Annotated in this window: 17 protein-coding genes; 11 read left to right on the top strand and 6 right to left on the bottom strand. The window is 54.3% G+C overall.

Annotation, left to right across the window (positions count from 1 at the left end):
* Positions 1-5: 5 nt before the first annotated feature.
* From trpCF to MWH02_RS01075, 4 genes are all read left to right on the top strand, one after another.
* Complete coding sequence (trpCF, locus tag MWH02_RS01090; protein WP_439652356.1) at positions 6-1,367, top strand: bifunctional indole-3-glycerol-phosphate synthase TrpC/phosphoribosylanthranilate isomerase TrpF; 1,362 nt, start codon at positions 6-8, stop codon at positions 1,365-1,367.
* 45 nt (positions 1,368-1,412) lie between these two features.
* Positions 1,413-2,606 (top strand): tryptophan synthase subunit beta, encoded by a 1,194-nt coding sequence (gene trpB, locus MWH02_RS01085; protein ID WP_101764259.1) that lies wholly within the window; start codon positions 1,413-1,415, stop codon positions 2,604-2,606.
* Positions 2,606-3,409 carry a tryptophan synthase subunit alpha gene (gene trpA / locus MWH02_RS01080; protein ID WP_101764258.1) on the top strand — a complete coding sequence of 268 codons (804 nt, stop codon included), beginning with the start codon at positions 2,606-2,608 and terminating at the stop codon, positions 3,407-3,409. Before trpB ends, trpA begins: the two co-directional genes overlap by 1 nt.
* Before the next feature lie 250 nt (positions 3,410-3,659).
* The gene (locus MWH02_RS01075) at positions 3,660-3,974 is read left to right on the top strand and encodes a BON domain-containing protein (protein ID WP_101764257.1); all 315 of its coding nucleotides are present in this window, start codon (positions 3,660-3,662) and stop codon (positions 3,972-3,974) included.
* Positions 3,975-4,020: 46 nt separating this feature from the next.
* Here the strand turns inward: MWH02_RS01075 and ompW are convergent, their stop codons facing one another.
* Positions 4,021-4,653 (bottom strand): outer membrane protein OmpW, encoded by a 633-nt coding sequence (gene ompW / locus MWH02_RS01070; RefSeq protein ID WP_271459705.1) that lies wholly within the window; start codon positions 4,651-4,653, stop codon positions 4,021-4,023.
* Positions 4,654-4,899: 246 nt separating this feature from the next.
* Between ompW and MWH02_RS01065 the strand changes: the two genes are divergently transcribed.
* Genes MWH02_RS01065 through yciA form a run of 4 tightly spaced genes read left to right on the top strand, consistent with a single transcriptional unit; the run spans position 4,900 to position 7,150 of the window.
* The gene (locus tag MWH02_RS01065) at positions 4,900-5,316 is read left to right on the top strand and encodes a YkgJ family cysteine cluster protein (RefSeq protein WP_101764256.1); all 417 of its coding nucleotides are present in this window, start codon (positions 4,900-4,902) and stop codon (positions 5,314-5,316) included.
* A gap of 27 nt (positions 5,317-5,343) precedes the next feature.
* Positions 5,344-6,078, top strand: coding sequence for a YciC family protein (locus tag MWH02_RS01060; RefSeq protein ID WP_271459704.1), 735 nt, complete (start codon positions 5,344-5,346; stop codon positions 6,076-6,078).
* Positions 6,079-6,136: 58 nt separating this feature from the next.
* Positions 6,137-6,676, top strand: coding sequence for a septation protein A (locus MWH02_RS01055; RefSeq protein ID WP_008106564.1), 540 nt, complete (start codon positions 6,137-6,139; stop codon positions 6,674-6,676).
* A gap of 54 nt (positions 6,677-6,730) precedes the next feature.
* On the top strand, positions 6,731-7,150 hold the full coding sequence (gene yciA / locus MWH02_RS01050; RefSeq protein WP_007892397.1) for an acyl-CoA thioester hydrolase YciA: 420 nt from the start codon (positions 6,731-6,733) through the stop codon (positions 7,148-7,150).
* Positions 7,151-7,204: 54 nt separating this feature from the next.
* On the opposite strand, the gene tonB is transcribed toward yciA, so the two are convergent.
* On the bottom strand, positions 7,205-7,933 hold the full coding sequence (gene tonB / locus MWH02_RS01045; RefSeq protein WP_192411714.1) for a TonB system transport protein TonB: 729 nt from the start codon (positions 7,931-7,933) through the stop codon (positions 7,205-7,207).
* 205 nt (positions 7,934-8,138) lie between these two features.
* Between tonB and MWH02_RS01040 the strand changes: the two genes are divergently transcribed.
* Positions 8,139-8,435 carry a YciI family protein gene (locus MWH02_RS01040; RefSeq protein WP_101764253.1) on the top strand — a complete coding sequence of 99 codons (297 nt, stop codon included), beginning with the start codon at positions 8,139-8,141 and terminating at the stop codon, positions 8,433-8,435.
* A gap of 190 nt (positions 8,436-8,625) precedes the next feature.
* Here the strand turns inward: MWH02_RS01040 and MWH02_RS01035 are convergent, their stop codons facing one another.
* Positions 8,626-8,799, bottom strand: a complete 174-nt coding sequence (locus tag MWH02_RS01035) for a YciY family protein (protein ID WP_137385893.1) — start codon at positions 8,797-8,799, stop codon at positions 8,626-8,628.
* Positions 8,800-8,961: 162 nt separating this feature from the next.
* On the opposite strand from MWH02_RS01035, the gene cls reads away from it, so the two are divergent.
* Together cls and MWH02_RS01025 are read left to right on the top strand one after the other, a co-directional pair.
* Complete coding sequence (gene cls / locus MWH02_RS01030; protein ID WP_101764252.1) at positions 8,962-10,422, top strand: cardiolipin synthase; 1,461 nt, start codon at positions 8,962-8,964, stop codon at positions 10,420-10,422.
* A gap of 37 nt (positions 10,423-10,459) precedes the next feature.
* Positions 10,460-10,789, top strand: coding sequence for an HI1450 family dsDNA-mimic protein (locus tag MWH02_RS01025; protein WP_271459703.1), 330 nt, complete (start codon positions 10,460-10,462; stop codon positions 10,787-10,789).
* 43 nt (positions 10,790-10,832) lie between these two features.
* On the opposite strand, the gene oppF is transcribed toward MWH02_RS01025, so the two are convergent.
* From oppF to oppC, 3 genes are read right to left on the bottom strand one after another with little or no spacing between them, the layout of a single operon-like run.
* The gene (gene oppF, locus MWH02_RS01020; RefSeq protein ID WP_101764250.1) at positions 10,833-11,837 is read right to left on the bottom strand and encodes a murein tripeptide/oligopeptide ABC transporter ATP binding protein OppF; all 1,005 of its coding nucleotides are present in this window, start codon (positions 11,835-11,837) and stop codon (positions 10,833-10,835) included.
* Positions 11,834-12,853: an ABC transporter ATP-binding protein gene (locus MWH02_RS01015; RefSeq protein WP_271459702.1), complete on the bottom strand. Its 1,020-nt coding sequence runs from the start codon at positions 12,851-12,853 to the stop codon at positions 11,834-11,836. The genes oppF and MWH02_RS01015 overlap by 4 nt, the downstream gene beginning before the upstream one ends.
* 11 nt (positions 12,854-12,864) lie before the next feature.
* The gene (gene oppC / locus MWH02_RS01010) at positions 12,865-13,773 is read right to left on the bottom strand and encodes an oligopeptide ABC transporter permease OppC (protein ID WP_008106577.1); all 909 of its coding nucleotides are present in this window, start codon (positions 13,771-13,773) and stop codon (positions 12,865-12,867) included.
* Positions 13,774-13,785 lie beyond the last annotated feature (12 nt).

Below are 13,785 nucleotides of genomic sequence, written 5' to 3'. Positions count from 1 at the left end.
TGAGTATTAAGGGCACTGTTTTAGAGAAAATCGTACAAGATAAAGCCGTCTGGGTTGAAGCACGCAAAGCACAGCAGCCGCTGGCCACCTTCCAGAACGATTTGCAGCCTGCGGAACGTCATTTTTACGATGCACTGCGTGGCTCACGCACCGTATTCATCCTGGAATGCAAAAAAGCATCGCCCTCCAAAGGGCTGATTCGCGAGGATTTCGATCCCGCCACCATCGCTGGCGTATATCGTCATTACGCTTCTGCGGTGTCGGTGTTAACCGATGAGAAATACTTCCAGGGCGATTTTGCGTTCCTGCCGATTGTTAGCGCCGCCATCACGCAACCGGTGTTGTGCAAAGACTTCATCATCGATCCGTATCAGATCTATCTGGCACGACATTATCAGGCCGACGCCATTTTGCTGATGTTGTCGGTGCTGGATGATGAGCAATATCGTCAGCTCGCCGCCGTGGCGCACAGCCTGAAAATGGGCGTGCTGACCGAAGTCAGTAATGAAGAAGAGATGGAACGCGCGATTGCGCTGGAAGCCAAAGTCGTCGGCATTAATAACCGCGACCTGCGCGACCTGTCCATCGACCTGAATCGCACGCGTCAGTTAGCCCCGCGCCTCGGACATGGCGTCACCGTCATCAGCGAATCTGGCATTCACAATTATGCGCAGGTTCGTGAGCTGAGCCACTTCGCTAACGGCTTCCTGATTGGCTCCGCGCTGATGGAAGAAGCCGATCTCACCGCTGGCGTGCGACGCGTATTGCTCGGTGATAATAAAGTCTGCGGCCTGACCCGCGCCGAAGATGCACGCGCAGCGCAGGAAGCCGGCGCCATTTACGGTGGCTTGATCTTCGCTGAAGGCTCACCGCGTAAAATCAGCCGCGAGCAGGCGCAGATTGTGCAGGCGGCTGCCCCGCTGAAGTATGTTGGCGTGTTCCGCAACAATGCGGCAAGTGACATTGTCACGCTAGCGGAAAGTTTAAAACTTTATGCAGTGCAGCTGCACGGCGATGAAGATCAAGCGTTTGTCGCACAATTGCGTCATGCGCTGCCAGCAGACACCAAAATCTGGAAAGCGCTGAGCATTAAAGAGCAGTTACCTGCGCGCGACTGGCCGCACGTCGATCGTTACGTGTTTGATAATGGCCAGGGCGGCACCGGCCAGCGTTTCGATTGGTCACTGCTGCAAGGCCAGGATCTCAGCAATGTGCTGCTGGCCGGTGGCCTAAGCGCGGACAACTGCGTAGAGGCCGCGCAGCTGGGCTGTGCCGGCCTCGATTTCAACTCCGGCGTAGAATCTGCGCCAGGCATTAAAGATGCCAGCAAAGTCGCGGCGGTATTCCGCACGCTGCGCGCCTATTAATTTCGCTTGCCCGCCATGGTGCGGGCCGAATAAGGAAGATGAAAAATGACCACGTTATTGAATCCCTATTTTGGCGAGTTTGGCGGCCAGTACGTACCACAAATCCTGATGCCAGCCTTGCGCCAGTTGGAAAATGCGTTTGTTGAAGCGCAGCGCGATCCCGAGTTTCAGGCCGAGTTTACTGACCTGCTGAAAAACTACGCTGGACGCCCAACGGCTTTGACGCTGTGCAGCAACCTGACTAAAGGCAGCAAAACCCGCCTTTATCTAAAGCGTGAAGATTTGCTGCACGGTGGTGCGCATAAAACCAACCAGGTGCTGGGTCAGGCGCTGTTGGCTAAGCGCATGGGCAAAAACGAGATCATCGCGGAAACCGGCGCCGGTCAGCACGGTGTCGCGTCAGCGTTAGCCTGTGCCCTGCTGGGTATGAAGTGCCGCATCTACATGGGCGCCAAGGACGTTGAGCGTCAGTCGCCAAACGTATTCCGTATGCGTCTGATGGGCGCGGAAGTGATTCCGGTGCATAGCGGCTCAGCCACGCTGAAAGATGCCTGTAACGAGGCGCTGCGCGACTGGTCTGGCAGCTATGAAACCGCGCACTACATGCTCGGCACCGCCGCTGGCCCGCATCCGTTCCCGACTATCGTGCGTGAATTCCAGCGCATGATTGGTGAAGAGACCAAAGCCCAGATTCTGGAGCGCGAAGGTCGCCTGCCGGATGCGGTGTTAGCCTGCGTGGGCGGTGGTTCGAACGCTATCGGCATGTTCGCTGATTTTATCGAAGAAGAAAGTGTTGGCCTGATCGGCGTAGAGCCGGCCGGTCACGGGATCGAAACCGGAGAACACGGTGCGCCGCTCAAGCACGGTCGCGTGGGTATCTATTTCGGTATGAAAGCGCCGATGATGCAGACCGAAGAGGGGCAGATTGAAGAATCCTACTCAATCTCTGCAGGTCTGGACTTCCCGTCAGTGGGTCCTCAGCATGCGCATCTGAACAGTATCGGCCGCGCGGAATATGTTTCGATCACCGATGACGAAGCGCTCAGCGCCTTTAAAGAGCTGTGCCGTGCTGAAGGGATTATTCCTGCGCTCGAATCCTCACACGCGCTGGCACATGCACTGAAAATGATCCGCGAAAATCCGGAAAAAGAGCAGCTGCTGGTGGTTAACCTTTCTGGTCGCGGCGATAAAGACATCTTCACCGTTCACGATATTTTGAAAGCCAAGGGAGAGATCTGATGGAACGTTACAATCAGCTGTTTCAACGTCTGTCGGCGCAGCAAGAAGGCGCGTTTGTCCCCTTCGTTACTCTCGGCGATCCGTCACCTGAACTGTCGCTAAAAATTATCGATACCCTGGTGGAAGGCGGTGCGGATGCGCTAGAGCTCGGTATTCCGTTCTCGGATCCGCTGGCCGACGGCCCAACCATACAGGGCGCGACGCTGCGTGCCTTTGCTTCCGGCACCACCGTGGCGCAGTGCTTTGAAATTCTGGCGACCGTGCGTCAGAAATATCCCGAGCTGCCGATTGGCTTGCTGATGTACGCCAATCTGGTGTTCAGCAAAGGTATTGACAACTTTTATGCGCAGTGTGAAGCGGTGGGCGTCGATTCCGTGCTGGTTGCGGATGTGCCGCTGGAAGAGTCTGCGCCCTTCCGTCAGGCTGCGCTGCGCCACAATGTGGCGCCGATCTTTATCTGTCCACCAAATGCTGACGATGAACTGCTGCGTGAGATCGCTGCGCACGGTCGCGGTTATACCTATTTGCTGTCACGCGCAGGCGTCACCGGTTCGGAAAATCGTGCCAGCCTGCCGCTGCATCACCTGATCGAAAAGCTGCGTGAGTTTAACGCTGCGCCGCCGCTGCAGGGCTTTGGTATCTCTGAACCCGGCCAGGTGAAAGAAGCCATCGCCGCCGGTGCGGCGGGTGCCATTTCCGGGTCGGCAATTGTGAAAATTATTGAGCGTAACCAGAACGATCCGGCAACGCTGCTCAGCGAGCTGAAAGCCTTTGTGAGCAGTCTGAAAGCAGCCACCCGCTAAAATCTTCAGGGCCTTATTCGCAGGTGCGGATAAGGCCTTTTTATTGCCACAAACATCCCCAAACTCAAATTCCCGTCTACTCTCAGATTTTCATGCCCAGCGAAAACTACGATTGGATCATTAAGTGGTAAAAAACTCCCTATTTCTGACTTTTTCACGCGCGCCGATTTGCTGATTTCGCATCTCCAGACCACAATTAATTGCGCCGCCCCATTGCGGCGAAACATCATCTAAGACAGGGAGATAACCAATGAAATTTTTCAAAGTCGTTGCAGGATTTATGATGGCTGCGGTAATGGCGCTGGCACTTAGCGCGTGTGCACCCACAGCAACCAAAGAAGGCACTGGCGGTTACATCGACGATACCGTGGTAACCACCAAAGTTAAGGCTCAGCTGTTGAATGACGAGTCGCTGAAATCGACCGAAATTAACGTTGAAACCTTCAAGGGTAAAGTTCAGCTGAGCGGTTTTGTCAGCTCACCGCAGATGGCAAATCGCGCGGTGGCCGTAACCCGTAGCGTGGCGGGCGTGAAATCTGTGGTTAACAATATGCAGATCAAATAACACAACGGGCGACCTTCTGGTCGCCCGCTTCATTTCTGGTTGCCGATTAGAATCGATATCCCGCACCAAAGAAGAACACCCACGGATCGATACGCGTGTTGATGTTTTGCTGCTCACCGCCAGCTTTAAATTTCACTTCGGTATCAATATCCATGTACCACAGCGATGCGTTCAGCATCCAGTCGCGGTTGATTTGATAATCCAGACCAACCTGGCCCGCCATGCCCCACGAGTCTTTGACGCTCAGGTCGCTTAAACCGGCATCCTCACCCGTTTGGTTGAATTTGGCATCGTAAAAGGTGGTGTAGTTGATACCGACGCCAACGTACGGGCGGACTTTACTTTTGCTATCAAAGAAATAGTACTGCGCCATTAAGGTTGGCGGCAGCTGACGAACGGTGGCCAGATTACCGGTGGCGCCCAGTCCAACCTTATGACGGAACGGGGTTGCAGCCAGCAGCTCAACGCCGATGTTATCCGTAACCATATAGGTGAAGGTCAAGCCCAGCTGCGTATCGTTGCTAACGTTAAAGCCGCCCATACCCAGCACATTGTCAGAGCCTTCGGTCGGACGAACGGTGGCGCTACCTGCACGCATAAAGAAATCACCGGCTTCATGAGCCAGAGCCAGTTGCGGAATTGCAAGCGCCATCAGCAGTGCGCATTTTGCCAGTTTCATAATCACTCCTTTGCCAAATAAAGATGGGTCACAATGTTGAATGCGGCACAACATTTACCCCTTTTTTGGTAAAAGATCATCTGCATCAATCTAAATTAATCACTTAAAAAACAATGAATTGATTCAGATCAATTTTGGCTTTACAGCGCGTAATAAAAGTCCGCTTGCGAAAATTTTTCGCCGTGACTATTTTAACTTTCCCCTGTGTGATTTTGGTTCGATACCTTAAAGGTGGCGGGCGATCAGATGAGCGATTCACTAAATCCTTGCGTGACCTGTGGCGCATGCTGCGCGCACTTCCGTGTCTCATTTTACTGGGCCGAAGCCGATGATGGCGCCGGTGCTGTTCCCGTTGAATTAACCGAACCGTTAACCCCGTTTATGCGCAATATGCGCGGCACCAACCAACGCCAGCCGCGCTGTATTGCGCTGCAGGGCGACGTCGGCGGCTGCGTCTCCTGCGGTATTTATCAGCAGCGCCCTTCGCCATGTCGGGAGTTTTCGATGTCCGGCGAGAACGGTGAACAGAACGAAGCTTGCGATCGCGCCCGTGCTCGCTACGGTCTTCCTGCGCTTTTTCACCCTTCTTTACCTGTTATGACAGAAAGTTATCCCAATGCGGGTGCCAGCACGCCAGTAGAACATGTACAATCGCCGGGTTAATTAATCCGGTTCTTTCAAGGAGTTTACATGTCTATCACGGCAAGCTCGTTATACCGTGACACAGGAAATTTTTTGCGCCATCAGCTGGTTACTATTTTACTGCTGGCGCTGCTGACCTCGTTCATTACTGTGATCGTCGGCCACGCGTTAACGCCAGGTGAAGACCAGCTCTCGTTGTTGAGCCAGTCCAATGACAGCGCATCGTCGCTGTTTGAGCTGGTACAAAATATGTCTCCGGATCAGCAGCGTATTTTGCTGCGCGCTTCCGCTGCAGGCACGTTCGCTGCGTTGATTGGCAACACGCTGCTGCTGGGTGGCATGCTGCTTCTAATCCCAATGGTATCGGGCGGACAACGCGTCAGCGCGCTGCGCGCTATTGGTGCATCTGCGCCCATCCTGCCAAAGCTGCTGCTGCAGACCTTCCTGATTACCCTGCTGGTTCAATTGGGCTTTATGGTGCTGATGGTACCGGGCGTGATTCTGGCGATCCTGTTTTCACTGGCACCGGTGATTCTCGCCAATGAGAAGCTCGGCGTGATTGGCGCGATGCGTGCCAGCATGCGTCTCGCCTGGAAGAATATTAAGGTTATCGCACCGGCTATTGTGCTGTGGCTGCTGGCCAAAATTGTGCTGATGTTCTTCTTCTCATCGCTGACCGTGCTGCCCGCCAATATCGCCTCCGTGGTGTTGAACGCGCTGGGTAACCTGGTCTCCGCAGTGCTGATTATCTACCTGTACCGGCTGTATATGCTGTTACGTTAATCGTTATGGCGCTCACCCGGGCGCCATAACTGTACGCTCCTGCCTACTTGGAAACGCTATGAAGCAGTTACTCGATTTTCTTCCCCTGGTGGTTTTCTTCATCTTCTACAAGCTGTACGACATCTTTGTTGCTTCTGGCGCACTGATCGTTGCCACCGGTCTGGCACTGGTCGTCAGTTGGGTGCTCTACCGCAAGCTGGAAAAGATGACCATTTTTACCTTTGTGCTGGTCGCGGTATTCGGCACGCTGACGCTGGTATTCCATAACGATGAATTCATCAAATGGAAAGTCACGGTGATCTATTCGCTGTTTGCCGTCGCGCTGCTCTACAGCCAGTGGTTTATGAAGCAACCGCTGATCCAAACCATGCTGGGTAAAGAGTTACAACTGCCTTCAGGCGTGTGGCGCAATCTCAACATTGCCTGGGCAATCTTCTTCCTCGCCTGCGGCTTAGCGAATATTTATGTTGCGTTTTGGTTATCGCAGGAATTTTGGGTTAACTTTAAGGTGTTCGGTCTGACCGGCCTGACCCTACTCTTTACTCTGTTAAGCGGCGTGTATATCTGGCGACAGATGCCGCAACAAGAACAAAAATAATGCCACTCCGCCCGACAGCGTCGGGCTTCTCTTCACCTGCAGAAGAACTGAGCAATGGACGAAAAACATAAGTCGCCGCAAGGCGAGATGGTGTTGCGTACCCTGGCCATGCCAGCGGATACCAATGCTAACGGAGATATATTTGGTGGCTGGTTGATGTCGCAGATGGACATGGGCGGCGCAATTAAGGCGAAAGAGATTGCCGAAGGACGTGTCGTCACCGTGCGCGTGGACGGAATGACGTTCCTTAAACCGGTGGCGGTTGGCGATGTGGTGAGCTGCTACGCACGCTGCATCCGCACCGGCAACAGTTCCATGACCATAAACGTCGAAGTGTGGATAAAGAAAGTGTCGTCCGAACCGATTGGACAGACCTACTGCGCAACCGAAGCGGTGTTTGTCTACGTCGCTGTCGACAATACCGGTCAATCTCGCCCGTTGCCGCCCGGCAGAAGCAATTTAAGCGATCTGTAACATTAAAAAAGCGGTCATCTGACCGCTTTCTTATTGCCTCTCAGCCACGAGTGCTTATTCGATATTGGCGCCACCATTGATGCGGAATACGATGTTCATGGTGAGATTCTTGCCCGGACGACCTGGCTGATAACGCCACTTCTTCATCGCCTGCTTCACTTCGCGCTCGAACATGTTGCGCGGTTCTGCCGACAAAATCTGGACGTTATCCACACGACCGTCGCTATCAACGTCAAACTGCACCCGCACACGTCCCTCAACACGCAGCGCGAACGCACGTGCCGGATAGGCAGGCTTGCTGACGCTCATCGCTTTCGGACCATCTGAAATGCTCGGCGTTGCGGTCGGATTGGCTTTGGGCGCGGTTGTTGGACGCGTCTGCGTGGTTGCCGCTTCCTGCTTAAACGGATTTTCCTGCGGCTTCACTTGCTGACGCGGTTTCGGCTCAACCTTCTTTTCAACCTTTGGCTTCGGTTTAGGTTTTGGCTTCGGCTTAGGCTCCGGCTTAGGAATCGGTACAGGCTCAACCTTCGGCGGCTCTGGCGCCACTTCAGGCTCCGGCTCAGGTTCAGGTGGCGGCGGCGTGACCTGAGCAGGCGCAGGTTCGGGTTGCACTTCCGGAGCCACCAGCGAAACGCTGATAGGCTGGGACGCTTTTGGAACTTCAATCACCTGATGAAAAGATGCATAGAGAATGCCAGCGATCAACGAACCGTGAAGTACCACGGATAAAATTACAGCAATGGGGGTACGTGAAGGTAAAGGCGTAGTCAACGTGGTCATATCATTCATGTTCATTGAGTGAAGCGCAGATTTTAAATGCAAATAGCAATCAGTTTCAATAAGCGATGTGCAAGCGCCCCGCAGAAAGGTCTTTTTTAACCCTGATTGCGCTGAATGACAGCGTATTTATCTTTCGTTTGCACTCTGATTAACGATCACTTAACGTGTCACGCAATTTCGGCAAGTCTAACGGGAGTATCCCATCGTGCTTTACGTCATTTATGCGGAAGATACCGCTGATTCACTGGAAAAACGCAACTCGGTACGTCCCGCGCATCTTGCTCGTTTGAAGCTGTTGCAAGATGAAGGTCGACTGATTGCTGCGGGTCCGCTGCCAGCAGTTGACAGCAACGATCCAGGCCCGGCCGGTTTCAGCGGTTCCGTGATCATCGCCGAATTCTCTTCGCTGGAAGTCGCGGAATCATGGGCCAAGGATGATCCCTACATTGCCGCAGGCGTGTATGAGAAAGTCGCGGTCAAACCGTTCAAACGCGTTTTCTAATCTATGTGGTTGTCAGTTTTACTGCTGGTGATAGCATTCGGTCTCATCGGCAGAGCACTTTGGCTATGGCGTCAGCAAGGTTGGCGCAACGCTCGTCAGCACATTGTGATGTTAATTGTGCTGGCAGCGGCAGTAGAGATGGTCAATGTCATCCGGGTGCTACGCGGCGCATGATGGCCGCGTAAACCCATCAGTCCATTTGCGAGATAAACAGGATGGAGCGGCGATGTTGCTGCGCCACCTGATGACGAATGGTATGGATGCGCTTATAACGACGCGACTGCCCTTCCAGCCAGCGAGAACGACGACGGTGTACCTGACGTAACATTCTCCAGCGCGCCACTTCATTTTTGCTGCGTCTCATCACATCCTCTCAGACAGGCTAAACTCGGCAGGCATTATAAAGATCTGCCAGGAAATGCCAAATCGAAAGCTTCATCGAAACGTCATTCACGATTAAAGGTTTCACTCCCTGTGATCAGCACGTAAACTTTGCACAACAAAGCGCGAACAGGACGTCCACTTAATGACCACATTTTATACCCTAATCAGTTGGTTGCTGCTGTTTGGTTACTGGCTGCTGATTGCGGGTGTCACGCTACGTATTCTGATGAAACGCCGCGCAGTCACTTCAGCAATGGCCTGGCTGCTGATCATCTACATTCTACCGCTGGTGGGTATAATCGCTTATCTCTCTTTTGGTGAGTTGCATTTAGGTAAAAGGCGTGCCGAACGCGCGCGCACCATGTGGCCCTCCACCGCCAAATGGCTTAACGATCTCAAACAGTGCCGTCATATCTTCGCCACCGAACACAGCGACGTGGCGCGGTCCCTGTTTGATTTGTGCCGCCATCGTCAGGGCATCGCCGGCGTGAAAGGTAATCAGCTGCAGTTGCTGACCAACTCTGATGACGTGATGCACGCACTGATCCGTGATATCCAGCTGGCACGGCATAATATCGAGATGGTGTTCTATATCTGGCATCCCGGCGGGCTGGCCGATGAAGTGGCGGAATCGCTGATGGCTGCATCGCGTCGCGGTGTACATTGCCGTTTGATGCTGGATTCAGCGGGCAGCGTCACCTTCTTCCGCAGTCCTTGGGTCAATATGATGCGCAATGCCGGCATCGATGTGGTTGAAGCGTTGCAGGTAAGCCTGCTGCGTGTTTTCCTGCGCCGCATGGACTTGCGACAGCATCGTAAAGTGGTGCTGATCGATAACTACATCGCTTATACCGGCAGCATGAATCTGGTCGATCCACGCTTCTTTAAGCAGGAAGCCGGCGTGGGACAATGGATTGACCTGATGGCGCGCATGGAAGGCCCGGTGGCAACCACCATGGGCATTGTGTATGCCTGCGACTGGGAGATTGAAACCGGTAAACGCATTCTGCCGCCCGCGCCGGATGGCAACGTGATGCCCTTCGAACAGGAGAGCGGACATACCATTCAGGTAATCGCTTCTGGGCCCGGCTTTCCGGAAGATATGATCCACCAGGCGTTACTCACAGCGGTCTACTCCGCGCGTCAGCAGCTGATTATGACCACGCCCTACTTTGTGCCGAGCGATGACCTGCTGCACGCCATCTGTACCGCAGCGTTACGCGGTGTGGAAGTGAGCATCATTGTGCCGCGCCATAATGATTCGCTGCTGGTAGGCTGGGCGAGTCGTGCCTTCTTCACCGAACTGCTGGAAGCCGGCGTGAAGATTTACCAGTTTGAAGATGGCCTGTTGCATACCAAAAGTGTGCTGGTTGACGGGCAGCTGAGTTTGGTCGGCACGGTTAATCTGGATATGCGCAGCCTGTGGCTCAACTTTGAGATCACCTTGGTGGTTGATGATGACGGCTTTGGCAGCGATCTCGCTACCGTGCAGGATGATTACATCGCCCGCTCACGCTTACTGGATGGTGCTCGCTGGGCTAAACGTGCCTGGTGGCAACGCATCGTTGAACGACTGTTTTACTTCTTTAGTCCTTTACTGTAAAACGAGCGAAAATATTACCGCCTCAGGGCAAGCAGGAATGACCATGGATTTAAATAATCGCCTTACTGAAGATGAAACGCTGGAGCAGGCTTACGATATTTTTCTTGAGCTGGCTGGCGACAATCTCGATCCCGCTGACATTATTCTGTTCAATCTGCAGTTTGAAGAGCGCGGTGGCGCGGAACTGTTCGATCCGGCGGAAGACTGGCAGGAACATGTTGATTTCGATCTCAACCCAGACTTCTTCGCAGAAGTGGTGATTGGATTAGGTGAAGCCGACGGCGAGCCGATCACTGATGTGTTTGCACGCGTCCTGCTTTGCCGCGAGAAAAATCACAAACTCTGCCACATCCTGTGGCGCGAGTAAGCGACAGACAAAAAAACGCCGGGCGATTGCCCGGCGTTTTCATTTACAGCGGATCGACTTTTAAACAAGAGACCGCATGACGGAAGCTGCCTTCCAGCAGCGGCCGGGTTTTCGCGCACTCTGGTCCGGCAATCGGGCAACGGGTACGGAACACGCAACCCGATGGCGGATTGATCGGGGATGGCAGCTCTCCTTCCAGCAGCTGGATTTGCTTGTTCTTCTCCAGGTCTGGATCGGGAATCGGCACCGCTGACATCAGCGCGCGGGTGTACGGATGCTGCGGATTGTTATACACCGCATCGTAAGTACCCAGCTCAACCGCATGCCCGAGATACATCACCAGCACGCGATCGGAGATGTGTTTTACCACCGCCAAATCGTGCGCGATAAAGATCAGTGACAGCCCCATTTCTCGCTGCAATTGCTGCAACAGGTTAACGACCTGCGCCTGAATCGACACGTCCAGCGCCGATACCGGCTCATCGCAGATGATCAGCTTCGGCTCGAGAATCAGCGCACGCGCGATGCCAATACGCTGACACTGGCCGCCCGAGAACTCGTGCGGATAGCGGTTGATGAGGTTAGGTAACAACCCAACCTTCATCATCATGGTTTTCACCTTATCCTTCACTTGCTGGCCCGGCATCTTCGGGTAATAGGTGCGCAGCGGTTCAGCAATGATATCGCCAATGGTCATACGCGGATTGAGCGATGCCAGCGGATCCTGGAAGATCATCTGGATATCGCTGCGCGCCTGACGCCACTGCTCCTGGCTTTGCCCGAGCAGATCGCGTCCTAACCAGGCGACGCGCCCTTCTGTGGCTTTTACCAGGCCAATGATGGCGCGGGCCAGCGTTGATTTACCGCAGCCTGATTCGCCTACCACGCCCAACGTTTCACCTTCGTACAAACGCAGGCTGACGCCGTCGACCGCTTTCAGGGTATGCGGTGGCTGCCAGAACCACTGTTTGCCATCCTTAATCTCGAAGTGCACCTTAAGGTCGGCGATCTCCAGCAGGACTTTTTTCTCTTCGACTACGGTGCTCATACTAACTCCTCCACCGGCTTGAAGCAGGCACGCAAGCGACCTTCAGCGAAAGGCTCCAGCGGCGGTGCCTTGGCACAAATGTCCATGGCGTAGGCGCAGCGAGGCTGGAACGGACAGCCTTGCGGCAGGCGCAGTAGGTTTGGCGGGTTGCCTGGAATGGTGGTCAGCGACTCGCCCTCCTCAGCATCCAGACGCGGCACCGCACTCAGCAAGCCAATCGAGTATGGATGGGCAGGATGATAGAACACATCACGTGCACGGCCATATTCCATGGTACGACCGGCGTACATCACCAGCACTTTGTCACAGATACCCGCTACCACGCCGAGATCGTGGGTAATCATCACAATCGCGGTATTGAATTCGCGCTTCAGCTCATTCAGCAGCGTCATGATCTGCGCCTGTACGGTCACGTCGAGCGCCGTAGTCGGCTCATCGGCAATCAGCAGCTTCGGCCGACACAGCAGCGCCATCGCAATCATCACACGCTGACGCATACCGCCCGAGAACTCATGCGGAAACATCTTCATACGCTTACGCGCTTCCGGCATTTTCACCGCATCCAGCATGCGCACCGACTCTTCGAACGCCTGGGCGCTGTTCATGCCTTTATGCAGCTTCAGCACTTCCATTAACTGCTCGCCGACGCGCATGTAAGGGTTAAGCGACGTCATTGGATCCTGGAAGATCATCGCAATCTGCTCTGCGCGCAGTTTGTTGAGCTTGTTTTCCGGCAGATTGAGGATCTCTGCGCCGTTAAATTTCGCTGAACCGCCAATGCGCCCATTTTTTGCCAGCAGGCTCATCAAGGCAAACGCGGTTTGCGATTTCCCCGAGCCGGATTCGCCAACAATGCCCAGCGTTTCACCCGCATGCAGTGAAAAGTTGAGGTCGTTCACAGCGGTGACATCGCCATCGTGGGTGCTAAAGGTGACGCGCAGGTCTTTTACATCAAGCAGCAGGTTATTGTTTCCCGCACGTGCAGCCATGGCTGGCTGAAATTCATGAATGGTCATCGGGAAACTCCTTAACGATCTTTCGGGTCGAGGGCATCACGCAAGCCATCGCCGATAAAGTTAAAACAGAACAGTGTGACCACGAGGAAACCTGCCGGGAACATCAGTAACCACGGCGACACTTCCATCGAGTTGGCGCCATCGCTTAGCAATGCGCCCCAACTGCTCAGCGGTTCCTGAGTGCCGAGGCCAAGGAAGCTGAGGAAAGATTCGAACAGGATCATGCTCGGCACCAGCAGCGAGGCATACACCACCACCACGCCTAATACGTTTGGCACAATGTGACGCAGCACGATTTTGAAGGTGCTCACACCGCCGACCTGCGCCGCTTCGATGAACTCTTTGCGCTTCAGGCCCAGCGTCTGCCCACGTACGATACGCGCCATATCCAGCCACGACACCATGCCGATCGCCACAAAGATCAGCAGAATATTGCGACCAAAGAAGGTTACCAGCAGGATAACGAAGAACATGAACGGGAAGGAGTTGAGGATCTCCAGAATACGCATCATCACCGAGTCGATTTTACCGCCCAGATAACCCGCCAGTGAGCCATACAGCGTGCCCACCAGCACCGCGATCAGCGCGGAGGCAATGCCCACCATCAGCGAGATACGGCCACCAATCGCAACACGCACCAGCAGGTCGCGACCCGATGAATCGGTGCCAAACCAGTGGCCGGAGACGGTATCCGGCGCGGCAGACATCATCGCCCAGTCGGTGTCGTCATATTTGAACTGCGACAACATCGGGGCGAACACCACGAACAAAGTGATCACCAGCAGCACCAGCAGGCTGATGAAGGCTGCACGGTTGTGAATAAAGCGGCGACGCGCATCCTGCCAGAGGCTGCGCCCTTCGACTTCCAGTTTTTCACTGAAGGCATCCAGAGCTTCGCTGTTTTTCTTACTTAACATCATGGGCGAGCTCCA

The organism is Pantoea leporis, from assembly GCF_028048155.1.
Lineage (GTDB): Bacteria > Pseudomonadota > Gammaproteobacteria > Enterobacterales > Enterobacteriaceae > Pantoea > Pantoea leporis.
The sequence above is the reverse complement of the archived record's forward strand: the minus strand, read 5'-3'. Positions and strand labels throughout refer to the sequence as shown.

Coding starts and splice junctions, on each gene's coding strand:
- trpB (WP_101764259.1), top strand. CDS start 1,413: ATGACCACGTTATTGAATCCCTATTTTGGCGAGTTTGGCGGCCAGTAC.
- trpA (WP_101764258.1), top strand. CDS start 2,606: ATGGAACGTTACAATCAGCTGTTTCAACGTCTGTCGGCGCAGCAAGAA.
- MWH02_RS01075 (WP_101764257.1), top strand. CDS start 3,660: ATGAAATTTTTCAAAGTCGTTGCAGGATTTATGATGGCTGCGGTAATG.
- ompW (WP_271459705.1), bottom strand. CDS start 4,653: ATGAAACTGGCAAAATGCGCACTGCTGATGGCGCTTGCAATTCCGCAA.
- MWH02_RS01065 (WP_101764256.1), top strand. CDS start 4,900: ATGAGCGATTCACTAAATCCTTGCGTGACCTGTGGCGCATGCTGCGCG.
- MWH02_RS01060 (WP_271459704.1), top strand. CDS start 5,344: ATGTCTATCACGGCAAGCTCGTTATACCGTGACACAGGAAATTTTTTG.
- MWH02_RS01055 (WP_008106564.1), top strand. CDS start 6,137: ATGAAGCAGTTACTCGATTTTCTTCCCCTGGTGGTTTTCTTCATCTTC.
- yciA (WP_007892397.1), top strand. CDS start 6,731: ATGGACGAAAAACATAAGTCGCCGCAAGGCGAGATGGTGTTGCGTACC.
- tonB (WP_192411714.1), bottom strand. CDS start 7,933: ATGACCACGTTGACTACGCCTTTACCTTCACGTACCCCCATTGCTGTA.
- MWH02_RS01035 (WP_137385893.1), bottom strand. CDS start 8,799: ATGAGACGCAGCAAAAATGAAGTGGCGCGCTGGAGAATGTTACGTCAG.
- cls (WP_101764252.1), top strand. CDS start 8,962: ATGACCACATTTTATACCCTAATCAGTTGGTTGCTGCTGTTTGGTTAC.
- MWH02_RS01025 (WP_271459703.1), top strand. CDS start 10,460: ATGACCATGGATTTAAATAATCGCCTTACTGAAGATGAAACGCTGGAG.
- oppF (WP_101764250.1), bottom strand. CDS start 11,837: ATGAGCACCGTAGTCGAAGAGAAAAAAGTCCTGCTGGAGATCGCCGAC.
- MWH02_RS01015 (WP_271459702.1), bottom strand. CDS start 12,853: ATGACCATTCATGAATTTCAGCCAGCCATGGCTGCACGTGCGGGAAAC.
- oppC (WP_008106577.1), bottom strand. CDS start 13,773: ATGATGTTAAGTAAGAAAAACAGCGAAGCTCTGGATGCCTTCAGTGAA.